Raw genomic sequence first — 23,657 nt, 5'->3', positions numbered from 1 at the left:
ATGAGAGTGATTGAGCAAGCATTATTAGAAAAAGTCATTATAAAACGTTCTCGTACCAGTCATAAAGGGGACTACGGTCGTCTGCTGTTGCTTGGTGGGACTTATCCTTATGGAGGTGCTATCATTATGGCTGCACTAGCTGCTGTTAAGAGTGGTGCAGGATTGGTGACCGTTGGAACGGACAGGGAAAATATTCCAGCTCTGCACAGCCATTTACCTGAGGCTATGGCCTTTTCTCTTCAAGACCAGCAGTTGTTAAAAGAGCAATTGGAGAAGGCAGAAGTTGTCTTGCTGGGACCTGGTTTACGAGACGATGCTTTTGGAGAAAATCTAGTCAAACAGGTCTTTGCTAACTTAAGCCAAAATCAGATTTTGATTGTAGATGGAGGGGCCTTGACCATCCTTGCTAGGACAAGTTTGTCGTTTCCATCTAACCAGCTTATCCTAACTCCCCACCAAAAAGAATGGGAAAAATTATCTGGAATTACGATTGAAAAGCAAAAGGAAGATGCAACGGCTAGTGCCCTGACTTCCTTCCCTCAAGGAACAATTTTGGTGGAGAAAGGCCCAGCTACTCGTATTTGGCAAGTTGGCCAGTCTGATTATTACCAGTTACAGGTTGGTGGTCCCTATCAGGCGACTGGGGGAATGGGAGATACTCTGGCTGGGATGATTGCAGGATTTGCAGGCCAGTTTAAACAAGCCAGTCTCTACGAGAGTGTGGCAGTAGCGACCCATCTTCATTCAGCTATAGCCCAAGAACTATCTCAAGAACAGTATGTGGTCTTGCCGACGGGAATTAGTAATTGTCTTCCTAAAGTAATGAAAATTATTTGTCAACAAGAGAGGGTAAGCAAAGATAAACTTGTTTAAAATAGATAGATAAACCTACTTCCTTCTCTTAATTTATGATTCTTGAAATGCGCCTGCTTTAATGCTAAACTAGACGTATCAAAGTTAAGGTCTTATTTTTGGAACTGGAAAGAGATGAACAAATCAAATACATAAAAGATAAACTCATTTTTATTCGTTTGGTAAAAAGAAAATGCATATTTTTAAAGAAAGATTGATGAAAAATGTAAATTTGATCTTTTCACTTGAATAAAAAGCGGTTTCATAGTAAAATAAGAACTGAGAATGATGGAGGTAAATCGGTGGAAAATCTGAAGAAAATGGCAGGTATCAAGGCTGCTGAGTTCGTGAGCGATGGAATGGTCGTTGGACTTGGAACAGGCTCGACTGCCTATTATTTTGTCGAAGAAATCGGTCGTCGTATCAAGGAAGAAGGATTGCAGATTACAGCTGTAACAACTTCTAGTGTGACTAGTAAACAGGCTGAAGGTCTTAACATCCCGCTCAAGTCTATTGACCAAGTAGACTTGGTTGATGTGACGGTTGACGGGGCGGATGAAGTGGATAGCCAGTTTAACGGAATCAAAGGCGGTGGTGGTGCCCTTCTGATGGAGAAGGTTGTAGCAACGCCCTCAAAAGAATATATTTGGGTGGTGGATGAAAGCAAGCTGGTAGACAAACTAGGTGCTTTTAAATTGCCAGTAGAAGTGGTTCAGTATGGTGCAGAGCAGGTCTTTCGTCGTTTTGAACGAGCTGGCTACAAACCAAGTTTCCGTGAAAAAGATGGCCAACGTTTTGTGACCGATATGCAGAACTTTATCATTGACCTTGCCTTGGATGTCATTGAAGATCCAATTGCTTTCGGACAAGAATTGGACCATGTCGTTGGTGTCGTAGAGCACGGCTTATTCAACCAAATGGTGGATAAGGTAATCGTTGCTGGACAAGATGGCGTTCAGATTTTAACCTCAAGAAAAGAAAAATAGAAGGGGGCATAAGATGTCTAAATTTAATCGTATTCACTTGGTAGTACTGGATTCTGTAGGAATCGGAGCTGCACCAGATGCCAATAACTTTGTCAATGCAGGGGTTCCAGATGGTGCCTCTGACACACTGGGACACATTTCAAAAACAGTTGGTTTGAATGTCCCAAACATGGCTAAAATAGGTCTTGGAAATATTCCTCGTGAAACACCTCTTAAGACTGTACCGGCGGAAAGCAATCCAACAGGATATGCAACAAAATTGGAAGAAGTGTCCCTTGGTAAGGACACCATGACTGGACACTGGGAAATCATGGGACTCAATATTACTGAGCCTTTCGATACTTTCTGGAACGGATTCCCAGAAGAAATCTTGACAAAAATCGAAGATTTCTCAGGACGCAAGGTCATTCGTGAAGCTAACAAACCTTACTCAGGAACAGCCGTTATCGATGATTTTGGACCACGTCAGATGGAAACTGGAGAGTTGATTATCTATACTTCAGCTGACCCAGTCTTGCAAATTGCTGCCCACGAAGACATCATTCCTCTGGATGAATTGTATCGTATCTGTGAATACGCTCGTTCGATTACACTTGAGCGCCCTGCCCTTCTTGGTCGCATCATTGCCCGTCCATATGTTGGTGAGCCAGGTAACTTCACTCGTACAGCCAACCGTCGTGACTTAGCCGTTTCTCCATTTGCACCGACTGTTTTGGATAAATTGAATGAAGCTGGTATCGATACTTATGCTGTGGGTAAAATCAATGATATCTTTAACGGTGTTGGTATCAACCATGATATGGGTCACAATAAGTCAAATAGCCACGGAATTGACACACTGTTGAAGACTATGGGCCTTGCTGAGTTTGAAAAAGGATTTTCATTCACAAACTTGGTTGACTTTGATGCCCTTTATGGCCACCGTCGTAATGCTCACGGCTACCGTGATTGTTTGCATGAGTTTGATGAACGCTTATCTGAAATTATCGCAGCTATGAGAGAGAACGACCTTCTCTTGATTACTGCTGACCATGGAAATGACCCAACCTATGCAGGAACAGACCACACTCGCGAATATATCCCACTTTTGGCCTACAGTCCTGCTTTTAAAGGACATGGTGTCATTCCAGTAGGACATTTTGCAGATATCTCAGCGACTGTTGCCGATAACTTTGGTGTTGAAACAGCCATGATTGGGGAAAGTTTCTTAGATAAATTGGTATAAGATGACTCGCTATGCTTTGCTGGTGAGAGGTATCAATGTTGGTGGTAAGAACAAGCTCGTCATGGCGGAGCTTCGTCAAGAATTAACAAACTTGGGACTGGAAAAAGTTGAGAGCTACATCAACAGTGGCAACATTTTCTTTACTTCGACAGAACCAAAAGCTCGATTGGTTGAAAAATTAGAGACTTTCTTTGCAGTCCATTATCCATTTATTCAGAGTTTTTCTTTACTGAGTCAAGAAGACTATGAAGCAGAAGTGGAGAATCTGCCAGATTGGTGGACCAAAGACCTGGCACGAAAAGATGTCCTCTTCTACACGGAGGGTTTGGATGTGGACCAAGTCATCGAGAAAGTAGGCGTTTTGAAACTGGAAGATGAAGTTGTTCATTTTGGTAAACTTGGGATTTTCTGGGGAAAATTCTCTGAAGAAACCTACTCTAAGACTGCCTATCACAAGTACTTGCTCAAGATGCCTTTCTATCGCCACATTACCATTCGCAATGCAAAAACCTTTGACAAAATTGGTCAAATGCTTAAAAATAATAATAAAGGAAATACACAATGACATTTTTAAACAAAATCCATGAAACAGCTGCCTTCCTGAAAGAAAAGGGAGTTGCAGCCCCTGAGTTCGGTCTAATCCTTGGATCAGGTCTTGGAGAATTGGCAGAAGAAATCGAAAATCCAGTTGTAGTAGACTATGCTGAGATTCCAAACTGGGGCCGCTCTACAGTAGTCGGTCACGCTGGGAAATTGGTATATGGTGAACTGGCAGGGCGCAAGGTCTTGGCTCTTCAAGGTCGCTTCCATTTCTACGAAGGCAATCCTCTGGAAGTCGTGACTTTCCCAGTTCGTGTCATGAAAGTCCTCGGATGTGAAGGTGTCATTGTAACCAATGCGGCTGGTGGTATCGGATTTGGTCCTGGTACCTTGATGGCTATCTCAGACCATATCAATATGACAGGACAAAACCCATTGATAGGTGAAAACTTGGATGACTTTGGTCCTCGTTTTCCAGATATGTCTAAGGCCTACACACCAGAATACCGTGCTACTGCCCATGAAGTAGCTAAAAAACTGGGTATCAAGCTTGATGAAGGTGTCTATATCGGTGTAACTGGTCCAACTTATGAAACACCAGCAGAGATTCGTGCCTATAAGACACTGGGAGCAGATGCAGTTGGTATGTCTACTGTTCCTGAAGTGATCGTGGCAGCCCACTCTGGCTTGAAAGTTCTAGGAATTTCATGTATTACTAACTTTGCGGCTGGTTTCCAAGAAGAACTCAATCACGAAGAAGTTGTAGAAGTAACCGAACGTGTCAAAGGTGATTTCAAAGGCTTGCTTAAAGCTATTCTTGCAGAATTGTAAGAAAAAAGATTTAAAAGGGGGAATGCCTCTTTCCTTTCATGGTTGACTATTCGGAATAAAGAAGAAACATAGGTAGACTATGGGGTTCTTCCTACTCTTGTACCTGAAAGAGTCTGACAGTTAGCATTGTGAAAGACAAGATTCTAGGATACTAGCATTAGCTTCCTACCAAGCAGACTAGGATGATAAGGAAAGATAAGAATGAATTTATACTCAATGAAAATCAAAGAGCAAACTAGGAAGTTAGCCGCAGGTTGCTCAAAACACAGTTTTGAGGTTGTAGATAAGACTGACGAAGTCAGTGACCATATCTACGGTAAGGCGACGCTGACGTGGTTTGAAGAGATTTTCGAAGAGTATTACTTTCTGAATTTCTCAACCTTGTCTTATATAGGGGACAAGGAGATTTAGTTTGAGTCTGCTTATAAATAAACGAAAAGAAAGATAAGAAATAATGAAAATTGGTCAACGAATTATGCGCTTTGGCATAAAAAAATTAAGTATCGGAGTTGTATCTGTTGCAGTCGGCTTCGCATTTCTAGCTCCAGCTGGAATTTCAGCCAATGAAGTAAAACAAGATGTAACATCTGAAGTGGCAACAAGAGTGCCAGATTCTAAGGAGGAATTGAGAGAGCCGGAAAATGTTGCTCCAAAACTAGAAACTCCTCTTAGAGAGGAGCCAAGACTAGCTCCTCAACCGCTTCCGGAAGCAAGTGAAGTTCTTGAAAACAAAAGGGAAGAGTCAAAAGTAGAGATGACAGAGCCAGCTCAAGACTCACCTGTTCATGCTCCTGTAGAAGAAACTAAAGAAGAAGTTGTGACAGAAAAACCAACAAATACTCGTTCTCTAACCGCAGAAGATTTGGTGAAGATTTCCAAAGGGGAATTGCATTTAGAAAATGATTTGATTGATGAATCTCTCTATGGTGAAAAAGTTCTTGATTTGGAAGGGGATGATGACCAAGATGGCATCAAAAACAAAGATGAACTTTATGTTTACAACAAAGATGGTAAGGATTATCTAGGATATAACAGTCATCCCTTGCTAGCAGACAGTGATGGGGATGGTTTGGCAGATGGAGAAGATGACAATAAGAAAGAATGGTATGTCACAGATCGTGATTCTCTTCTCTTTATGGAGTTAGCCTATCGAGACGATGATTATATTGAGAAAATTTTAGATCATAAGAATCCTTTCCCTAGTCTCTATCTTGACCGTCAAGAATACAAACTCATGCACAATGAATTGGCTCCTTTCTGGAAAATGAAAAAAGCCTACCATACAGATAGTGGTTTGGATGCTTTCTTATTTGAGACCAAGAGCGACCTTCCTTATCTCAAAGATGGAACGGTGCACATGTTGGCTATTCGTGGAACGCGAGTTAATGACGCCAAGGACTTAAGTGCAGATTTGGTTTTATTAGGTGGAAATAAACCAGCTCAAGCAGATGATATCCGCAAGGTTGTTGGGGAATTAGCCAAGGATAAAAGTATTACCAAGTTGTATATGACAGGTCATTCTCTTGGAGGATACCTAGCTCAGATTGCAGCGGTTGAAGCTTACCAAAAATATCCTGATTTTTATAATCATGTATTGAGAAAAGTGACGACTTTCAGTGCTCCTAAAGTGATTACTTCCAGAACTGTTTGGAATGCTAAGAATGGTTTCTGGGATGTTGGTTTGGAAAGCCGTAAATTAGCTGTTAGCGGAAAAATTAAGCATTATGTGGTTGATAATGATAATGTTGTGACTCCATTGATTCATAATGATCGTGATATTGTTACATTTACAGGTAATTCACGATTTAAACACCGTTCTCGTGGCTATTTTGAAAGTCGAATGAATGATATTCCTAACTTTAATATTGGTAAACGAGCTACCTTGGATAAACATGGTTATCGTGATCCGAAATTGGATAAAGTGCGATTCTTTAAGAAACAGGCTCTGCCTCAATCTTCTAGTCAACCAAGCGCTGAACCAATGGAAAATATTGCCTTAGGAAAACAGGTTACTCAAAGTTCGACAGCTTTCGGAGGAGATGCTAGAAGAGCTGTGGATGGCAAAGTTGATGGTAACTATGGCCACAATTCTGTCACTCATACCAACTTCCAATCCAAGCCTTGGTGGCAAGTAGATTTGGCTAAAGAAGAAACCATTCGCCAAATCAATATTTACAACCGAACAGACACTGCTCAGGATAGATTGGCAAACTTTGATGTCATTCTTTTAGATAGTTTTGGTAAAGAAATTGAGAGAAAACGCATAACATCTCTTAAAGATGTGTCAGCACAAATTGCAATTAACCATAAAAAAGCGCGCTATGTTCGAATTGAGCTAGAAGGCTATAATGCCCTCAGTCTTGCAGAAGTCCAAGTATATCGTGCTGAGAATATCGCTTGGAAAAAACAAGCTAAGCAAAGTTCTACTGATTTTGGTGGAGATGCTAGTCGAGCCTTGGATGGCAATACCAATAGTAGTTATAGCCAGCAATCAATTACCCATACAAAATTTGAAAACCAGCCTTGGTGGGAAGTTGATTTAGGTCGTACAGAACAGGTAGGACTTGTTCGCCTTCATAACCGTGGGGATGGCGAGCTTTCTAAACGTCTGTCAGACTTTGATGTGATTTTATATGATGAAAAAGGGAAAGAAGTTGCTAGACAGTATGTTTCTAAACTTGACGGAACGAGCTTGGATGTTCAATTAAATGGGAAATTGGGACGCCGTGTTCGTGTGCAACTACGTAAGAACAATCAAGCCCTCAGTCTTGCAGAAGTAGAAGTTTTCCGCTTTATCGCTACGAATGGTGAGACAGCGACACAAGTTTCTAAGCCAGTTCAACCAATCAGTCAGACGCCTGTGAAAGATAAAACATTGACAATTCAACATAGTGGAGCTTACATTGCTCGCTACTCTATAACTTGGGAAGAAGTTACAGTAGACAAAGATGGAAACCAAGTTGTTCGTAGTCGTTCTTGGGAAGGAAACGGTCGCAACCAGACTGCAGGTTTTGTCCTCAACCTCCCAATCAAAGAAAATATGAGAAATCTGCGAATTAAGATTGAAAAGAGAACAGGTCTTATCTGGAATAGATGGCAAACAATCTATGAAAATAGACCAATTTTAGCTCAACCCCACCGTAAAATTACCCATTGGGGAACAACATTGAATTCTAAGATTTCTGATGACGATGTCTTGTAATCTGATGATACAATGACAGTTAGATAATTTAGTTTATAATATAACTACCTGAGTTTGTCCGGAACTCAGGTAGCTCTCTGTGAAAGAAAAAAATAAAACAGAAAGGTAGAGCGCGTGTTCTAATTTGAACACGAGCAGAAATTCGTACCTATAAGATGCTTGGAACAGATGTGGTCGGAATGTCAACTGCTCCTGAAGTTATTGTTGTAGCCTACTCGGGTTTGAAACTTCTAGGAATTTTATGTATTACTAACTATACTACTGGTTTCAAAGAAGAGATTAACCACGAAGAGGTTATAGAAGTGACTGAGTGTGTTAAAGGTGATTTTAAAGGCTTACTTAAAGCCGTTTTTGCTGAATTATTACTATGTTAAAAGAATTGAGGAGTATTTTTCTACATTATCTTTTAAAGATAATAGAGGAGATAGCTTTTGGTCAATCAGAGCATCAAACTGTATTCTTGACAGATGGAGTTTCCTCGTCGCGGATAGGATTAAGTTTAATAATCGTGGGTGCCAGCTCATCCTTGGTCTGGTATTTCTTGCAAAAAAAATCACAGATTTTTTCCATTAAAGCGCAGATGAAGGATGAGACTTCACAATACAAACTTCATTTTTTAAAACAGCTATTTCATTCAATTTGGCAGATTATTGCAGTTGTAGGGGGAGCACCTATTGGTAAAGAAGCTGCGCCACGAGAGATTGGGACTCTATTTGCAGGACCAATTGGAAAAATATGTTCTCTCTCTCTAAGAAGGATCAAATTTTTCTCCTTGCTTGTGGTGCTGGTGCTGGTTTAGCAGCTGTCTATCAGGTTCCATTAACAAGTGTCTTCTTTGTTTTTGAAACTCTAGGAATTGCTCTATCTATTAAACGAGTTGTCTTAGTCGGTTTGACTACCTATGTCTCAACCTATACAGCAGGCTTGGTTATTTCAGATCAGGCTCTCTACCAGATTCCAGCCATCGCATGGTCATTAAAGGAAATGTGGATTATTCCCTTGCTACTTCTTTTCTTAACCCCACTAGCTTGGTTTTTTGGTTGCTTAAGTAAAGAAGTGTCTTCAAACAGGATAAAAGATAAACGAGTACTTCTCACATTGCCTACAGCTTTTCTTTTTCTTGCTGGGTTGGCAAGTTATTTTCCACATCTACTTGGAAATGGACGTATGATGGCTCAGGAAGTATTGAATGCTAGCAATGGTAAAACAGTATTCCTCTTGTTTATCCTAAAAGCACTGGTCGTTCTTATTACTCTGTGGGCAGGGACCTATGGTGGTACTCTTACGCCATCTTTTGCCTTGGGGATGGCTGGAGCTGCTCTCTTTGGAATGATTCTAGGTGGGGATAACCAGCCAAGCATTTTGCTTTTGGGATCGGTTTGCTTTTTGTCTGTGACCTTGAGGGCTCCCTGGTCTGCAACTGGATTAGTAATAGGGTTCACTGGGCTAGCTTTAGATTCTCTTCCGTATCTCTTAGTAACAGCTGTTTTAGCCTATGAATTTGCAAAAATATTAGACCGTTTTTCTTGGGCTAACATACTGTGTCAGAAGTCAAAGAATAAAGAATAGAGTAATAAGATAGAGAACGATCGTTTCTTCTAATCAAAGATTTATCTTAAAAGATTAAAAACTATTGTCAATTTATCAATAACTGTTTGAAATAAAAAAGAAGTAGGCTTATCGGAGTCATGATTGAATCCGATTTTTCCTAGCTATGAAATATAAAAAAAGAAAGGTAGAGCGAGATGTTCTGATTTGAACACGAGCGGAGAACTTTTCTAAAAACTTAGAGAGGGTAGTTTGGTTTTGAATTGAACCCGTGCTCTTCTCCTATTTGTCATCAAAATTAAGAAAGAAAGGAATTGAACCCACCCTAAAAGCAGTGGGAAAAAGATAGTTGGTCTAACGAGCATCGCTCACTGAACCCAACTCCTATTTTCCCTTTGCTTTTTGACGGGTTTGGTATCTTTCTGATTATAAATTTTAGAATAAAGAAAGGATGGGTTAACTGTATTCATTGAACTGAATACGGGCGGAGAACTGTGTAAAAAAGATAAACTGTCTAGCATCTGCGATGCGTCGTCAGTTTCCTATTTTTACTTTGTTCTCTGTCGCCCTTTATATCTTAACTATGTCTATCCATATTGCTGCTCAGCAGGGTAAAATTGCTGATAAAATTCTTCTTCCTGGGGATCCTCTTCGTGCTAAGTTTATTGCGGAGAATTTCCTTGAAGATGCTGTTTGTTTTAACGAAGTACGTAACATGTTGGGTTATACTGGTACTTACAAGGGTCACCGTGTATCTGTCATGGGAACTGGGATGGGTATGCCCTCTATTTCGATTTATGCGAGTGAGTTGATTGTTGACTACGGTGTGAAGAAATTGATTCGTGTTGGAACTGCGGGTTCTTTGAATGAAGATGTACACGTTCGTGAATTGGTTTTGGCGCAAGCAGCTGCAACTAATTCAAACATCGTCCGTAATGACTGGCCACAGTATGATTTCCCACAAATCGCTAGCTTTGACTTGCTGGACAAGGCCTACCATATCGCCAAAGAACTTGGTATGACAACCCACGTTGGGAACGTTTTGTCATCTGATGTCTTTTACTCAAACTACTTTGAAAAGAATATCGAGCTTGGTAAATGGGGAGTTAAGGCTGTGGAAATGGAAGCGGCAGCTCTTTACTATTTGGCGGCTCAGCACCATGTTGATGCTCTTGCTATCATGACCATCTCTGATAGTTTGGTTAATCCAGACGAAGACACAACTGCAGAAGAACGCCAAAATACCTTCACCGATATGATGAAGGTTGGTTTGGCAACCTTGATTGCAGAATAATTATAGCCAAAAAAGGAAGCCCTTCTTTATGAATTGGAGGACTTCCTTTTCTTATCCAGAAATTGATCTAGTTCTTTCTGATTTCGAAGAATAGTGACTTTATGTGAGTATTCTTGGCAAAGTTTTTGGTAATTCTCTTTTTGAGCTTTAGTCCGCCCATCCCAGAGAATCCAACGAATAAATTCCCAGTTGAATTGCTCGGGGCATCCCTTAGCCATACTTTCTCTGACTTTTCCTCGGTATTTAAGATAACGCTTAAAGGCCCGAAAGAGACAGGTAAATGGTGAAAAATTGAGAAAGATGATTTGGTCAGATTCCTGCATTCTTTCCTCATAGAAACACCAAGAATAATTACCATCGATGACCCAAGCTTCATGCTTGGTGAGAAAATTTTTCATCTCGGTTAACATCCAATCACGGTCACTGTCTTGCCAACCAGGTTGAAATTGGAGTGTGTCCATGTGAAGTTTTGGGATGGAGTAGTAGAGAGATAACTTTTCAGCTAGCGTTGACTTACCAGCACCAGAATATCCGATAATTGCGATTTTCATTTTCTACCCTTTCCTATTTGGAGACAAAAAAACAGCCTCTATGGACTGTTTCTTATTTAGCAAGTTTAGCTGAAAGACGAGCTTTATCGCGGCTTGCTTTGTTTTTGTGAATCAAACCTTTAGTTTCTGCTTTATCGATAGCTGAGCTAGCAGCACGGAAAAGTTCTTCAGATGGGTTTGCTTCGAAAGCTTTGATAGCAGTACGCATAGCTGATTTTTGAGCTGAGTTCTTTTCGTTTTGTTTAACGTTCAATTCAGCGCGTTTGATAGCTGATTTAATGTTTGCCAATGTTCTTACCTCCATATTTACTAACTATACCATTATATCTGAAAACTTACGTTTTGACAAGGGAAAATTACTTTTTTAAGTAAATTTCATCGATTTCATGGTTCTTACTTTTATGTAGAATCACTTCCGCACGATTTCTGGTTGGTTCAATATAATTTTGTAGATTTGTGAGATTGATACTGGTCCAGACCTGATGGGCAAAGGACTCCACTTCCCCAATCGGCATTTGTGTAAAACGATAATAGTAGCTATTAGGGTCATTTTGGGCTAGGCTCAGCATTTTCAAGAAACGGTCCAGATACCAACTCTCGATGTCATCGACTGCAGCATCAACATAGATGGAAAAGTCAAAGAAGTCAGTAATGTAGAGACGCTCGTTTTGTGGATTTTGAAAGACATTGATTCCTTCAACAATCACAAAATCAGCAGCTTTGACGCTTTGCTTTTCCTCGGGTACGATGTCGTAGACTTCATGAGAATAGACAGGAATATCTACATCTTGTCCATTTTTGATGCGGTCCAAGAAGTTGAGAAGAGCTTCCATATCATAGCTTTCAGGAAATCCTTTACGATTTAAAATCCCCTGCTCAATCAAGGTCTGGTTGGGATAGAGAAAGCCATCAGTTGTAACCAACTCAACACTAGCATCAGTTACAGTTCTAGAAAGCAGGATTTGAAGTAGGCGACTGGTTGTGGATTTTCCAACGGCAACACTCCCAGAAACCCCAATAATAAAAGGCTGAGATTTACTTTCACGTTGGAGGAAAATTCCTTTTGAAAAGGCTAAATCTTCCTTAGTTCGCTTGTAAATCTGAATCAGATGAGCCAAGGGGAGATAGATATCTGTAACGTCTTGAAGACTGATTTGGTCATTAAAACTCTTGATAGATTCCAATTCTTCTTCTGTCAAAGGAGGTGTTGTCTTTCGATGTAAAGATTGCCAAGTCTGGCGGCTGATTTTTTCAAAATGTAAAAATTCGTTGGTCATTTGTTTTCCCCTAGATATTTTGTCTATCATACCATAAAAAGCTAAAAAAATAAAGCGGTTTCTTGAATGTGGTAAGTCAATAGTATATAATATAAGTAGATAGAGGATGAACAATTTATTGATGAAGTAGGAGCTGCTTTATAGCTGACTTATCAGCTATAAAGGGGGCTTTGGGGTTTATAACTTATAGGAGGTGTACTATGAAAATCTTGAAACCTTACCTATTGGAACTCTGTTTTATTTTAAGTTTTGCCTTACCTTTTATAAAAGGAGTCAATGCGGATAATGGTAGACGCTTTGTGGAAATCTATTACGGTTTTACTTTTTTGATGGAGCATGCCATTATAACAACTGTCTTTATCTGTTCGCTCTTGATTGCTTGGCTACTCAAAAAACGGTGGACGAAACGACTTGCTGCTGGAAGTTATCTATTTTTGATTTTGTGGATTGCGACAGAGGGTTATTTCTTCCGCATGTCGATAGAAGATTTGCTACGACTTTGGACAAGTTCAGAAATCTTGACACAAACTTATCAGTTGGGTTTTTATTTAAACATTTTGTTGGGAATCCTATTGATAGTGAAATATTTAAAAGTAAAGAAATAGCGCTGACAATGCGTCTGATGATAGACAATAAACTTTGTGTTATGTGTTTTATCGTGGCAATGATAACTGTAGTCCTAGATGAAATACAATTTGCTTATAAAAGTTGAAAGAGATTGAAGGGGAGCTATTGTAAAGCAACTTCCTTCAATCTTTTTGTCTCATTCTGGATATGTAAACGATTTACAATTTAAGTCAAATTATGGTAAAATAGTTTCATGAGTAAAATGTATTATGCAGAAAATCCTGACGCTGCTCACGATATTCATGAGTTGAGAGTAGAATTGTTGGGAGAAAAAATGACCTTTTTGACGGATGCAGGTGTTTTTAGCAAAAAGATGGTTGATTTTGGAAGTCAACTCTTGCTCAAGTGTCTTGAGGTCAACCAAGGAGAGACAGTCCTAGATGTAGGCTGTGGTTACGGTCCATTAGGATTGTCCTTGGTCAAGGTTTACGGAGTTCAGGCGACCATGGTTGATATCAATAATCGTGCCTTGGATTTGGCGCGACAAAATGCTGAACGAAATAAAGTAGAAGCGACGATTTTCCAGTCCAACATCTATGAACAAGTTGAAGGGAATTTTGACCACGTCATTTCTAATCCTCCTATCCGTGCAGGAAAGCAAGTGGTTCATGAAATCATTGAGAAAAGTAAAGATTTCTTGGAAATTGGTGGTGATTTGACAATCGTCATCCAGAAGAAACAAGGGGCTCCAAGTGCTAAGTCTAAGATGGAAGATGTGTTTGGAAATTGTGAAATCCTTAAAAAAGACAAGGGATACTATATCCTTAGAAGTGTGAAAGAATGAGAGCAGTTGATTTAATCCAAAAAAAACGAGACGGTCAAGAACTGACTTCGAGTGAAATTGAATGGTTAGTTGAAGGCTATGTGTCAGGAACGGTTCCTGATTATCAGATGTCTGCCTTTGCTATGGCTGTCTATTTCAAAGGAATGACGACTCGTGAAATTTCTGATTTAACGATGAATATGGTTAAGACTGGGCAAGAGTTTGACCTGTCTGTCATTGATGGTGTGAAAGTTGACAAGCATTCTACGGGTGGTGTTGGTGATAAGGTGACCTTGATTTTGGCTCCTCTTGTTGCTAGCTTTGGTGTGCCTGTGGCAAAAATGAGTGGTCGTGGTCTCGGCCATACTGGTGGAACAATTGATAAATTGGAGTCCATTAAGGGCTATCAAGTCGAGCGCAGTCAAGAAGATTTCATTCGTCAGGTTCAGGATATTGGAGTATCTGTCATTGGGCAATCAGACCAGCTGGTCAAAGCTGATAAGCTTCTCTACGCCCTCCGTGATGTGACCGCAACTGTCGACACGATTCCTTTGATTGCGAGTTCGGTGATGAGCAAGAAAATTGCGGCAGGGGCGGATGCTATTTTGCTAGACGTGACTGTCGGTGAGGGTGCCTTCATGAAGACGGTTGATGAGGCGCGTGAATTGGCTCAAACCATGGTGGAACTTGGTAAGGCTGTTGGACGGAAGACAGTAGCAGTGATTACGGATATGAGCCAGCCTTTGGGACGAGCGATTGGAAATCGTCTGGAGATTCTTGAAGCATTGGAGATTTTACAAGGGCAAGGCCGTCAGGATATTACCCACTTCATCTGTGAATTGGCTCAAATTATGCTTGGCCTGGCAAATATAAATAAGACAGTTGAAGAAGTTCGCCAACATCTTGAAAATCGTCAAGCGCTGGCTAAGTTTGAGGAGATGGTCCAAGCCCAAGGTGGAGACTTGGAGGACCTCTATCGCCCAGTCAATGTTGCCCATGTGGTGGAAATCCCTGCTCAGGAAACGGGTGTCATTTCTGCTCTTCCGGCTATGGAATTTGGGCTTTATGCTATGAGACTGGGAGCTGGTCGTGCAGTCAAGTCTGATGCCTTGGACTATGAGACAGGAATTGTTTTTGAAAAGAAAGTTGGAGATTCCGTTCAAAAGGGAGAAATTGTTGCAAAAGTATACACAAATGGAAAAATTTCTCCTCAGCTAGTTACAGATTTTCAAAAATATGTTAAAATAAATGATAGGGTGCAAAGTTTACGAGAAATTATAGAAATTATCTCATAAACAGCAGGAGAATCCGAATATGAAATTAAATAAATATATCGATCATACGCTTTTAAAACAAGATGCAACAGAAAATCAAATTGATTGTTTGTTGTCTGAGGCTAGGGAGTATGATTTTGCCAGTGTTTGCGTTAATCCGACCTGGGTTGAACATGCCAAAAAAGGGCTTGAAGGCACAGATGTCAAGGTCTGCACAGTAGTAGGTTTCCCTTTGGGGGCAACAACTTCAACTGTGAAAGCTTTTGAGACAAAAGAAGCTATCCAAAATGGTGCAGATGAGATTGATATGGTGATCAATGTTGGGGCTCTCAAATCAGGTAATTTAGCCTTGGTTGAATCGGACATCCGTGCTGTTGTAGAAGCAAGTGGTGACAAGTTAGTGAAAGTCATTATTGAAGCTTGCCTTCTGACAGATCAAGAAAAAGTTGTGGCTTGTCAATTAGCCCAAAAAGCAGGAGCTGATTTTGTTAAAACATCTACTGGCTTTTCAACTGGTGGCGCTACGATAGCAGATGTTCAATTGATGCGTGAAACAGTTGGGCCTGATATGGGTGTCAAGGCTGCTGGTGGAGCTCGTTCTTATGAGGATGCTCTTGCCTTTGTCGAAGCAGGTGCGACCCGTATCGGAACGTCAGCTGGAGTAGCAATTCTAAAAGGAGAATTGGCAGATGGCGACTACTGAGTTGATTGAACTGGCAATTGAAACCAGCAAGAAAGCCTATGTCCCTTATTCTCACTTTCCTATCGGAGCAGTTTTAGTAGCCAAAGACGGCAGTGTTTACACGGGAGTGAATATCGAAAATGCTAGCTATCCTTTGACAAACTGCGGAGAGCGTACAGCGATTTTTAAAGCAGTTTCTGAAGGGCAAAGAGAATTTTCAGAGCTGATTGTTTATGGTCAAACTGAAAAACCAATCTCACCATGTGGTGCTTGTCGCCAAGTAATGGTCGAATTTTTTGAACAAGATCTAAAAGTGACCTTAGTCGCAAAAGATAAATCGACGGTCGAGATGACGGTCGGGGAATTACTTCCATATTCTTTTACAGACTTAAATTAGTCTGAGTCGCTCTTTGAGTGGCACGGTCCTTGTGGCCAACCAATCCATACTTGCAACATCGTTGCACATCTTATTTAGGAGGTTCAGTAATGAACAAGAAACAATGGCTAGGTCTTGGCCTAGTAGCAGTGGCAGCAGTTGGACTTGCTGCATGTGGTAACCGCTCTTCTCGTAAGGCAGATTCATCTTCTGATGTGAAGACAAAAGCAGCAATCGTCACTGATACTGGTGGTGTTGATGATAAATCATTCAACCAATCAGCTTGGGAAGGTTTGCAGGCTTGGGGTAAAGAACACAATCTTTCAAAAGATAACGGTTTCACTTACTTCCAATCAACAAGTGAAGCTGACTACGCTAACAACTTGCAACAAGCGGCTGGAAGTTACAACCTAATCTTCGGTGTTGGTTTTGCCCTTCACAATGCGGTTGAAGAAGCAGCTAAAGAACATTCTGACTTGAACTATGTCTTGATTGATGATGTGATTAAAGATCAAAAGAATGTTGCGAGCGTAACTTTCGCTGATAATGAGTCAGGTTACCTTGCAGGTGTAGCTGCAGCAAAAACAACTAAAACAAAACAAGTTGGTTTTGTAGGTGGGCAGGAGTCAGAAGTTATCTCTCGTTTTGAAGCTGGTTTCAAGGCAGGTGTTGCCTCAGTAGACCCATCTATCAAAGTACAAGTTGACTATGCTGGTTCATTTGGTGATGCTGCTAAAGGTAAAACAATTGCAGCAGCACAATACGCAGCTGGTGCAGATATTGTTTACCAAGTAGCTGGTGGTACAGGTGCTGGTGTCTTTGCAGAAGCAAAATCACTCAACGAAAGCCGTCCTGAAAATGAAAAAGTTTGGGTTATCGGTGTTGACCGTGACCAAGAAGCAGAAGGTAAATACACTTCTAAAGATGGCAAAGAATCAAACTTTGTTCTTGCATCTACTTTGAAACAAGTTGGTACAACTGTAAAAGATATTTCTAACAAGGCAGAAAAAGGTGAATTCCCTGGCGGTCAAGTGATCGTTTACTCATTGAAAGATAAAGGGGTTGACTTGGCAGTAACAAACCTTTCAGAAGAAGGTAAAAAAGCTGTCGAAGATGCTAAAGCTAAAATCCTTGATGGAAGCGTAAAAGTTCCTGCAAAATAATGGATGGAAGTTATTTCTTAGGAAGCGGCCATCGGCCGCTTTTTAAGAGTTGAGACAAAGTCATTTTGTCTCAGTAAAGCTTGCTACTAGAGAAACTAGCAAGTTTTATTGAAATAAAATAAGACTCTGAAAGGAAGAGCACATGGCACACGAAAATGTCATTGAGATGCGTGATATTACCAAGGTGTTTGGTGAATTTGTTGCCAACGACAACATCAACCTGCACCTACGAAAAGGTGAAATTCATGCACTTTTAGGAGAAAATGGGGCTGGTAAGTCCACGCTAATGAACATGTTAGCGGGTCTTCTTGAACCAACTAGTGGTGAAATTGTGGTCAACGGTCAAGTTGTCAACCTCGACTCACCATCTAAAGCGGCTAGCTTGGGAATCGGAATGGTTCACCAGCACTTTATGTTGGTAGAAGCCTTCACAGTGGCTGAAAACATCATTTTAGGTAGTGAATTAACTAAAAATGGTGTATTAGATATCGCTGGAGCTAGCAAAGAAATCAAGGCTCTTTCTGAACGTTATGGCTTAGCTGTTGATCCTTCTGCCAAAGTGGCAGATATCTCAGTTGGAGCCCAACAACGTGTAGAAATTTTAAAAACCCTTTATCGGGGGGCTGATATCCTTATCTTTGACGAACCAACGGCTGTTTTGACTCCATCAGAAATTGATGAGTTGATGGCTATCATGAAAAATCTTGTTAAAGAAGGAAAATCAATTATCTTGATTACCCACAAGTTGGATGAGATTCGTGCAGTTTCTGACCGAGTTACAGTTATCCGTCGTGGGAAATCAATTGAAACTGTCGAAATTGCAGGGGCTACCAATGCTGATTTAGCAGAAATGATGGTGGGACGTTCTGTTTCCTTTAAAACAGAGAAACAAGCCTCTCAACCAAAAGAAGTAGTCTTGTCTATTAAAGACTTGGTGGTCAATGAAAACCGCGGTGTCCCAGCTGTTAAAAATCTGTCCTTGGATGTTCGTGCTGGAGAGATTGTTGGTATTGCAGGGATTGATGGAAATGGTCAGTCTGAACTGATTCAAGCCATCACAGGTCTTCGCAAGGTTGAATCTGGTAGCATTGAGCTAAAAGGAGATTCAATTGTAGGCTTGCATCCACGACAAATTACAGAGCTAAGTGTTGGGCACGTTCCAGAAGACCGTCATCGTGATGGTTTGATTTTGGAAATGATGATCTCTGAAAATATTGCCCTTCAAACCTACTACAAAGAACCACATAGTAAAAATGGAATTTTGAACTATTCAAATATTACTTCTTATGCTAAAAAGCTAATGGAAGAATTTGATGTTCGTGCTGCCAGTGAATTTGTGCCTGCAGCTGCACTCTCAGGAGGAAATCAACAAAAAGCAATTATTGCTCGTGAAATTGATCGAGATCCTGATCTCCTTATCGTCAGTCAGCCAACTCGTGGTTTGGATGTCGGTGCCATTGAATATATCCACAAGCGCTTGATTGAAGAGCGTGATAATGGTAAGGCTGTTCTAGTTGTCAGCTTTGAATTGGATGAGATTTTAAACGTCTCAGACCGTATTGCCGTTATACACGATGGTAAGATTCAAGGTATTGTATCACCAGAAACAACCAATAAACAAGAACTTGGTGTCTTGATGGCTGGTGGAAACTTGGGAAAGGAGAAGAGTGATGTCTAAAAAATTACAACAAATTTCGGTTCCCTTGATTTCTGTCTTCCTAGGAATTTTACTTGGAGCCATTGTCATGTGGATATTCGGTTATGATGCTATTTGGGGCTACGAAGAATTGTTCTATACAGCCTTTGGTAGTCTGCGTGGGATTGGAGAAATCTTCCGTGCTATGGGTCCTTTGGTCTTGATTGGTCTTGGTTTTGCTGTTGCCAGTCGTGCAGGTTTCTTTAACGTCGGACTTCCTGGTCAGGCTTTGGCAGGTTGGATTCTCAGTGGTTGGTTTGCCCTGTCGCATCCAGATATGCCGCGTCCCTTGATGATTCTAGCAACCATCGTGATTGCCTTGATTGCTGGTGGAATTGTTGGCGCGATTCCAGGTATTCTGAGAGCCTATCTAGGGACGTCAGAGGTTATTGTAACCATCATGATGAACTACATTGTCTTGTATGTAGGGAATGCCTTTATCCATGCCTTCCCTAAAGACTTTATGCAAAGTACAGATTCGACCATTCGTGTTGGTGCTAATGCAACCTACCAGACACCTTGGTTGGCTGAGTTGACTGGTAACTCACGGATGAATATTGGTATTTTCTTTGCCATCATTGCTGTTGCAGTTATTTGGTTCATGCTCAAGAAAACGACTCTTGGTTTTGAAATCCGTGCGGTTGGTCTTAATCCACATGCTTCAGAATACGCTGGTATTTCTGCCAAACGGACTATTATCCTATCAATGATTATCTCAGGTGCCTTGGCAGGTCTTGGTGGAGCTGTTGAAGGACTGGGAACCTTCCAGAACGTCTATGTTCAAGGGGCATCATTAGCTGTCGGATTTAACGGGATGGCGGTTAGTCTGCTTGCGGCCAACTCACCAATTGGTATTCTCTTTGCAGCCTTCCTATTTGGTGTTCTCCAAGTTGGAGCCCCTGGTATGAATGCGGCGCAGGTACCGTCTGAGCTTGTCAGCATTGTAACAGCGTCTATTATCTTCTTTGTCAGTGTTCATTACCTTATCGAACGCTTTGTCAAACCGAAAAAACAAGTTAAAGGAGGTAAGTAAAGATGTCTATTACAACCTTGCTCACCCTCTTGGTGTCTTCTATGCTGATTTACTCAGCGCCCCTCATCTTTACAAGTATTGGTGGTGTTTTCTCTGAACGTGGTGGTGTCGTCAACGTCGGCCTTGAAGGAATTATGGTTATGGGTGCCTTTTCTGGAGTTGTCTTTAACCTTGAATTTGCAGAACAATTTGGAGCAGCAACTCCATGGCTATCCTTGCTTGTAGCAGGATTGGTTGGTGGTCTCTTCTCTATCATCCACGCAGCAGCGACGGTTCATTTCCGTGCAGACCATGTTGTCAGCGGTACGGTATTGAACTTGATGGCGCCTGCCTTGGCTGTTTTCTTGGTGAAAGTTCTTTATAATAAAGGACAAACCGACAACCTAAGTCAGACTTTTGGACGCTTTGATTTCCCAGTCTTGGCAAATATCCCAGTAATCGGTGATATCTTCTTCAAGTCAACTAGCCTTCTTGGTTACTTGGCGATTGCCTTCTCGTTCCTTGCTTGGTTTATTCTCTTCAAAACTCGCTTTGGTCTTCGTCTCCGCTCTGTTGGTGAACATCCTCAAGCAGCGGACACGTTGGGAATCAATGTCTACAAGATGAGATATTTAGGGGTTATTATTTCAGGTTTCCTAGGTGGAATTGGCGGAGCGATTTATGCTCAATCAATCTCAGTTAACTTCTCAGTGACAACTATTGTTGGACCTGGATTTATCGCCCTTGCTGCGATGATCTTTGGGAAATGGAATCCAATCGGAGCCATGCTTTCTAGTCTTTTCTTTGGACTTTCACAAAGTTTGGCTGTTATCGGTTCTCAATTGCCATTCCTACAAGGAGTGCCAGCGGTTTACCTTCAAATCGCACCTTATGTTTTGACAATTCTTGTCTTGGCAGCCTTCTTTGGAAAAGCAGTTGCACCAAAAGCAGATGGTATCAACTATATCAAATCAAAATAAGCATACAAAAAAACGTCAGTTCAAAACTGGCGTTTTATTTTTTAGGATTTTGATGAGTTAAGTTCAGTCCCCAAGGGACAAGATTTTCAGTCTTGTTTTTGATACGAGTGATATTGTCCTTATGACGAATGATAATCAAACCAGCAAGAGCTAGAATGATTGCAATAAAGATAGGATCATAATGAGTCAAAATAAAACCAAAAAGTGGAAAGAGTAGAATCCCGATAACAGCCGCGATAGATGATGTGACACTAGAGAGTGAAATCATGCTACCAAGATAGAGGGTTCCAAAGAAAATAACTGCAAGGTAGAGACAGAAGACAGGCGCAAATCCGAAAATCACTCCAGCGCTAGTTGCGACAGCCTTGCCACCCTTAAATCCTGCAAAGATAGGAAAGGTATGGCCAATAACAGCCAAAAATCCAAAGATGAGAGGTGAAATCCCTTGAAGATGGAAAATAATTGGAAGAAGCGTTGCTAGGGTTCCTTTGAAAAAGTCAATCACAAAGGTAGCCATACCAGCTTTCTTGCCTAAAATGCGGAAAGTATTGGTCGTTCCAGTATTTCCAGAACCGTGTTCACGCAGATTTGTCTGAAAGAAAATTTGTCCAATCCAGAGACCAGACGGAATTGAACCCAGCAGATAGGCTAGGATTAATAAAACTATTGTAATCATACTCCTATTATATCATGAAATGGAGAAGAAAGGCAGAGAATCTCTTCTGAAATTGTCACAGCGGAGAAAGAAAAATTTTGCAAAATCCTTGGAAAACCTGTAGAATAGTAAAGATGAACGAATAGGAGGTTCCTTGTGTCAAAAAAGGAAATCAATATTAACAATTATAATGATGATGCCATTCAGGTGCTAGAAGGGTTGGATGCGGTCCGTAAACGTCCAGGGATGTATATCGGATCGACTGATGGGGCAGGTCTCCACCACCTAGTCTGGGAAATCGTCGATAATGCGGTCGATGAGGCCTTGTCTGGATTTGGTGACCGTATTGATGTGACAATCAATAAAGATGGCAGTTTAACGGTTCAAGACCACGGACGTGGGATGCCGACAGGTATGCACGCTATGGGAATTCCGACCGTTGAGGTTATTTTTACCATTCTTCACGCAGGAGGAAAATTTGGTCAAGGAGGCTACAAGACATCAGGTGGTCTCCACGGGGTTGGTTCTTCTGTTGTAAATGCTCTATCTAGTTGGTTAGAGGTAGAAATCACTCGTGACGGTGCAATCTACAAGCAACGTTTTGAAAATGGTGGCAAACCTGTTACGACTTTGAAGAAAATCGGTACAGCGCCTAAGTCTAAGACAGGTACAAAGGTTACGTTTATGCCTGATGCGACTATCTTCTCTACGACAGACTTCAAGTACAATACCATCTCAGAGCGTCTTAATGAATCAGCCTTTCTCTTGAAAAATGTGACCTTGTCTCTGACAGACAAGCGAACAGATGAGTCTGTTGAGTTTCACTATGAAAATGGGGTACAGGACTTTGTTTCTTATTTAAACGAAGACAAGGAAACCTTGACGCCGGTTCTTTACTTTGAAGGGGAAGACAATGGTTTCCAAGTGGAAGTAGCCCTCCAGTACAATGATGGATTTTCAGATAACATCTTGTCCTTTGTTAATAATGTTCGCACCAAGGACGGTGGAACGCACGAGACAGGACTCAAGTCTGCCATTACCAAGGTTATGAATGACTATGCGCGTAAGACGGGGCTTCTCAAGGAAAAAGATAAAAACCTTGAAGGGTCAGATTACCGTGAAGGGTTAGCAGCTGTTCTTTCTATCTTGGTTCCTGAAGAACACCTCCAGTTTGAAGGTCAGACCAAGGACAAATTAGGCAGTCCACTAGCTCGTCCCGTTGTGGATGGCATTGTGGCGGATAAGTTGACCTTCTTCCTCATGGAAAATGGAGAACTAGCTTCCAATCTCATTCGCAAGGCTATCAAGGCCCGTGACGCTCGTGAAGCGGCACGTAAGGCGCGTGATGAAAGCCGAAATGGTAAGAAAAATAAGAAAGACAAGGGCTTGCTGTCTGGGAAATTGACCCCAGCCCAATCTAAGAATCCTGCTAAGAACGAGCTCTATTTGGTAGAGGGGGACTCTGCCGGTGGTTCTGCTAAACAAGGCCGTGACCGCAAGTTCCAGGCAATTTTGCCCCTTCGTGGTAAGGTTATCAATACAGCCAAGGCCAAGATGGCGGATATTCTCAAAAATGAAGAAATCAATACCATGATATATACTATCGGTGCGGGTGTCGGAGCAGACTTCTCCCTTGAAGATGCCAACTATGACAAGATTATTATCATGACCGATGCGGATACCGACGGTGCCCATATCCAGACCTTGCTCTTGACATTTTTCTACCGCTACATGCGTCCGCTAGTTGAGGCAGGCCATGTCTACATCGCTCTTCCACCTCTTTACAAGATGTCAAAAGGTAAAGGCAAAAAAGAAGAAGTAGCCTACGCATGGACAGACGTAGAACTAGAAGAACTCCGCAAACAGTTCGGTAAAGGCGCTACCCTCCAACGCTACAAGGGACTTGGTGAGATGAATGCGGACCAGCTCTGGGAAACAACTATGAATCCTGAAACCCGTACCCTCATCCGTGTCACAATCGAAGACCTAGCCCGCGCCGAACGCCGCGTCAATGTCCTCATGGGCGACAAGGTCGAACCACGACGTAAGTGGATTGAAGATAATGTCAAGTTTACGTTGGAAGAAGCTACAGTGTTTTAAGTCACTTTTTAATGAATGGGTAT

The 23,657-nt window shown here is 41.4% G+C and carries 22 protein-coding genes and 2 pseudogenes; 20 read left to right on the top strand and 4 right to left on the bottom strand.

Annotated elements, in window-relative coordinates; genetic code table 11:
* The 10 genes and pseudogenes from OVN23_RS08750 (at nucleotide 1) to deoD (ending at nucleotide 10,478) form a co-directional block, all read left to right on the top strand.
* Entirely contained in the window at nucleotides 1–873 is an 873-nt protein-coding gene (locus tag OVN23_RS08750; RefSeq protein ID WP_267240979.1) for an NAD(P)H-hydrate dehydratase, read from the top strand.
* Between the two features lie 281 nt (nucleotides 874–1,154).
* Entirely contained in the window at nucleotides 1,155–1,838 is a 684-nt protein-coding gene (gene rpiA / locus OVN23_RS08745; protein WP_112443519.1) for a ribose-5-phosphate isomerase RpiA, read from the top strand.
* 13 nt (nucleotides 1,839–1,851) lie between these two features.
* The gene (locus tag OVN23_RS08740) at nucleotides 1,852–3,063 is read left to right on the top strand and encodes a phosphopentomutase (protein WP_164226962.1); all 1,212 of its coding nucleotides are present in this window, start codon (nucleotides 1,852–1,854) and stop codon (nucleotides 3,061–3,063) included.
* 1 nt (nucleotide 3,064) lies between these two features.
* The gene (locus OVN23_RS08735) at nucleotides 3,065–3,628 is read left to right on the top strand and encodes a DUF1697 domain-containing protein (RefSeq protein WP_164226960.1); all 564 of its coding nucleotides are present in this window, start codon (nucleotides 3,065–3,067) and stop codon (nucleotides 3,626–3,628) included.
* A complete protein-coding gene (locus OVN23_RS08730; protein WP_164226959.1) occupies nucleotides 3,625–4,434 on the top strand; it encodes a purine-nucleoside phosphorylase in 810 nt (269 codons plus the stop codon). The genes OVN23_RS08735 and OVN23_RS08730 overlap by 4 nt, the downstream gene beginning before the upstream one ends.
* 216 nt (nucleotides 4,435–4,650) lie before the next feature.
* Entirely contained in the window at nucleotides 4,651–4,845 is a 195-nt protein-coding gene (locus tag OVN23_RS08725; RefSeq protein ID WP_138702285.1) for a hypothetical protein, read from the top strand.
* Nucleotides 4,846–4,888: 43 nt separating this feature from the next.
* On the top strand, nucleotides 4,889–7,636 hold the full coding sequence (locus OVN23_RS10360; protein ID WP_319946292.1) for a thiol-activated cytolysin C-terminal domain-containing protein: 2,748 nt from the start codon (nucleotides 4,889–4,891) through the stop codon (nucleotides 7,634–7,636).
* A gap of 128 nt (nucleotides 7,637–7,764) precedes the next feature.
* Nucleotides 7,765–8,010 (top strand): annotated as a pseudogene (locus OVN23_RS08705) (purine-nucleoside phosphorylase); the annotation flags it as partial.
* Nucleotides 7,995–9,205 (top strand): annotated as a pseudogene (locus OVN23_RS08700) (chloride channel protein). The pseudogenes OVN23_RS08705 and OVN23_RS08700, both read left to right, overlap by 16 nt.
* 562 nt (nucleotides 9,206–9,767) lie before the next feature.
* Entirely contained in the window at nucleotides 9,768–10,478 is a 711-nt protein-coding gene (deoD, locus tag OVN23_RS08695; protein ID WP_173217591.1) for a purine-nucleoside phosphorylase, read from the top strand.
* Between the two features lie 26 nt (nucleotides 10,479–10,504).
* Here deoD and OVN23_RS08690 read toward each other — a convergent pair whose 3' ends face one another.
* The 3 genes from OVN23_RS08690 to coaA all read right to left on the bottom strand — a co-directional run bounded on the left by OVN23_RS08690 (nucleotide 10,505) and on the right by coaA (nucleotide 12,306).
* Entirely contained in the window at nucleotides 10,505–11,029 is a 525-nt protein-coding gene (locus tag OVN23_RS08690; protein WP_173217589.1) for a DNA topology modulation protein, read from the bottom strand.
* 52 nt (nucleotides 11,030–11,081) lie between these two features.
* Nucleotides 11,082–11,318, bottom strand: coding sequence for a 30S ribosomal protein S20 (gene rpsT / locus OVN23_RS08685; RefSeq protein WP_001274000.1), 237 nt, complete (start codon nucleotides 11,316–11,318; stop codon nucleotides 11,082–11,084).
* 67 nt (nucleotides 11,319–11,385) lie between these two features.
* On the bottom strand, nucleotides 11,386–12,306 hold the full coding sequence (coaA, locus tag OVN23_RS08680) for a type I pantothenate kinase (RefSeq protein WP_173217587.1): 921 nt from the start codon (nucleotides 12,304–12,306) through the stop codon (nucleotides 11,386–11,388).
* Nucleotides 12,307–12,506: 200 nt separating this feature from the next.
* On the opposite strand from coaA, the gene OVN23_RS08675 reads away from it, so the two are divergent.
* The 9 genes from OVN23_RS08675 to OVN23_RS08635 all read left to right on the top strand — a co-directional run bounded on the left by OVN23_RS08675 (nucleotide 12,507) and on the right by OVN23_RS08635 (nucleotide 20,879).
* Nucleotides 12,507–12,911, top strand: a complete 405-nt coding sequence (locus OVN23_RS08675) for a hypothetical protein (protein ID WP_173217585.1) — start codon at nucleotides 12,507–12,509, stop codon at nucleotides 12,909–12,911.
* Between the two features lie 215 nt (nucleotides 12,912–13,126).
* Nucleotides 13,127–13,717 (top strand): class I SAM-dependent methyltransferase, encoded by a 591-nt coding sequence (locus tag OVN23_RS08670; protein ID WP_319946291.1) that lies wholly within the window; start codon nucleotides 13,127–13,129, stop codon nucleotides 13,715–13,717.
* Nucleotides 13,714–14,991, top strand: a complete 1,278-nt coding sequence (locus OVN23_RS08665; RefSeq protein WP_173217583.1) for a pyrimidine-nucleoside phosphorylase — start codon at nucleotides 13,714–13,716, stop codon at nucleotides 14,989–14,991. The genes OVN23_RS08670 and OVN23_RS08665 overlap by 4 nt, the downstream gene beginning before the upstream one ends.
* Before the next feature lie 19 nt (nucleotides 14,992–15,010).
* Entirely contained in the window at nucleotides 15,011–15,673 is a 663-nt protein-coding gene (gene deoC / locus OVN23_RS08660; protein WP_054392738.1) for a deoxyribose-phosphate aldolase, read from the top strand.
* Entirely contained in the window at nucleotides 15,660–16,049 is a 390-nt protein-coding gene (locus tag OVN23_RS08655; protein WP_000246098.1) for a cytidine deaminase, read from the top strand. The genes deoC and OVN23_RS08655 overlap by 14 nt, the downstream gene beginning before the upstream one ends.
* 89 nt (nucleotides 16,050–16,138) lie before the next feature.
* Nucleotides 16,139–17,191, top strand: coding sequence for a BMP family lipoprotein (locus OVN23_RS08650; RefSeq protein ID WP_049524889.1), 1,053 nt, complete (start codon nucleotides 16,139–16,141; stop codon nucleotides 17,189–17,191).
* Nucleotides 17,192–17,333: 142 nt separating this feature from the next.
* Nucleotides 17,334–18,869, top strand: a complete 1,536-nt coding sequence (locus OVN23_RS08645; RefSeq protein WP_173217581.1) for an ABC transporter ATP-binding protein — start codon at nucleotides 17,334–17,336, stop codon at nucleotides 18,867–18,869.
* Nucleotides 18,862–19,920 (top strand): ABC transporter permease, encoded by a 1,059-nt coding sequence (locus OVN23_RS08640; protein WP_023942990.1) that lies wholly within the window; start codon nucleotides 18,862–18,864, stop codon nucleotides 19,918–19,920. Before OVN23_RS08645 ends, OVN23_RS08640 begins: the two co-directional genes overlap by 8 nt.
* Before the next feature lie 2 nt (nucleotides 19,921–19,922).
* Entirely contained in the window at nucleotides 19,923–20,879 is a 957-nt protein-coding gene (locus OVN23_RS08635; RefSeq protein ID WP_000029124.1) for an ABC transporter permease, read from the top strand.
* A gap of 34 nt (nucleotides 20,880–20,913) precedes the next feature.
* Here the strand turns inward: OVN23_RS08635 and plsY are convergent, their stop codons facing one another.
* Nucleotides 20,914–21,555: a glycerol-3-phosphate 1-O-acyltransferase PlsY gene (gene plsY / locus OVN23_RS08630; protein ID WP_267240978.1), complete on the bottom strand. Its 642-nt coding sequence runs from the start codon at nucleotides 21,553–21,555 to the stop codon at nucleotides 20,914–20,916.
* A 135-nt stretch (nucleotides 21,556–21,690) separates the two neighbouring features.
* Between plsY and parE the strand changes: the two genes are divergently transcribed.
* Entirely contained in the window at nucleotides 21,691–23,634 is a 1,944-nt protein-coding gene (gene parE / locus OVN23_RS08625) for a DNA topoisomerase IV subunit B (RefSeq protein WP_267240977.1), read from the top strand.
* Nucleotides 23,635–23,657 lie beyond the last annotated feature (23 nt).

It is taken from the genome of Streptococcus sp. Marseille-Q6488 (assembly GCF_946902925.1).
Taxonomy (GTDB): domain Bacteria; phylum Bacillota; class Bacilli; order Lactobacillales; family Streptococcaceae; genus Streptococcus.
Note: the sequence above shows the minus strand (reverse complement) of the source record. Positions and strands in the feature narration are given on the sequence as shown.

What these genes read in the sequence shown, in the direction of transcription:
- OVN23_RS08750 (WP_267240979.1), top strand. Translation starts at nt 1, where the DNA reads ATGAGAGTGATTGAGCAAGCATTATTAGAAAAAGTCATTATAAAACGT.
- OVN23_RS08740 (WP_164226962.1), top strand. Translation starts at nt 1,852, where the DNA reads ATGTCTAAATTTAATCGTATTCACTTGGTAGTACTGGATTCTGTAGGA.
- OVN23_RS08735 (WP_164226960.1), top strand. Translation starts at nt 3,065, where the DNA reads ATGACTCGCTATGCTTTGCTGGTGAGAGGTATCAATGTTGGTGGTAAG.
- OVN23_RS08730 (WP_164226959.1), top strand. Translation starts at nt 3,625, where the DNA reads ATGACATTTTTAAACAAAATCCATGAAACAGCTGCCTTCCTGAAAGAA.
- OVN23_RS08725 (WP_138702285.1), top strand. Translation starts at nt 4,651, where the DNA reads ATGAAAATCAAAGAGCAAACTAGGAAGTTAGCCGCAGGTTGCTCAAAA.
- OVN23_RS10360 (WP_319946292.1), top strand. Translation starts at nt 4,889, where the DNA reads ATGAAAATTGGTCAACGAATTATGCGCTTTGGCATAAAAAAATTAAGT.
- deoD (WP_173217591.1), top strand. Translation starts at nt 9,768, where the DNA reads ATGTCTATCCATATTGCTGCTCAGCAGGGTAAAATTGCTGATAAAATT.
- OVN23_RS08690 (WP_173217589.1), bottom strand. Translation starts at nt 11,029, where the DNA reads ATGAAAATCGCAATTATCGGATATTCTGGTGCTGGTAAGTCAACGCTA.
- coaA (WP_173217587.1), bottom strand. Translation starts at nt 12,306, where the DNA reads ATGACCAACGAATTTTTACATTTTGAAAAAATCAGCCGCCAGACTTGG.
- OVN23_RS08675 (WP_173217585.1), top strand. Translation starts at nt 12,507, where the DNA reads ATGAAAATCTTGAAACCTTACCTATTGGAACTCTGTTTTATTTTAAGT.
- OVN23_RS08670 (WP_319946291.1), top strand. Translation starts at nt 13,127, where the DNA reads ATGAGTAAAATGTATTATGCAGAAAATCCTGACGCTGCTCACGATATT.
- OVN23_RS08665 (WP_173217583.1), top strand. Translation starts at nt 13,714, where the DNA reads ATGAGAGCAGTTGATTTAATCCAAAAAAAACGAGACGGTCAAGAACTG.
- deoC (WP_054392738.1), top strand. Translation starts at nt 15,011, where the DNA reads ATGAAATTAAATAAATATATCGATCATACGCTTTTAAAACAAGATGCA.
- OVN23_RS08655 (WP_000246098.1), top strand. Translation starts at nt 15,660, where the DNA reads ATGGCGACTACTGAGTTGATTGAACTGGCAATTGAAACCAGCAAGAAA.
- OVN23_RS08650 (WP_049524889.1), top strand. Translation starts at nt 16,139, where the DNA reads ATGAACAAGAAACAATGGCTAGGTCTTGGCCTAGTAGCAGTGGCAGCA.
- OVN23_RS08645 (WP_173217581.1), top strand. Translation starts at nt 17,334, where the DNA reads ATGGCACACGAAAATGTCATTGAGATGCGTGATATTACCAAGGTGTTT.
- OVN23_RS08640 (WP_023942990.1), top strand. Translation starts at nt 18,862, where the DNA reads ATGTCTAAAAAATTACAACAAATTTCGGTTCCCTTGATTTCTGTCTTC.
- OVN23_RS08635 (WP_000029124.1), top strand. Translation starts at nt 19,923, where the DNA reads ATGTCTATTACAACCTTGCTCACCCTCTTGGTGTCTTCTATGCTGATT.
- plsY (WP_267240978.1), bottom strand. Translation starts at nt 21,555, where the DNA reads ATGATTACAATAGTTTTATTAATCCTAGCCTATCTGCTGGGTTCAATT.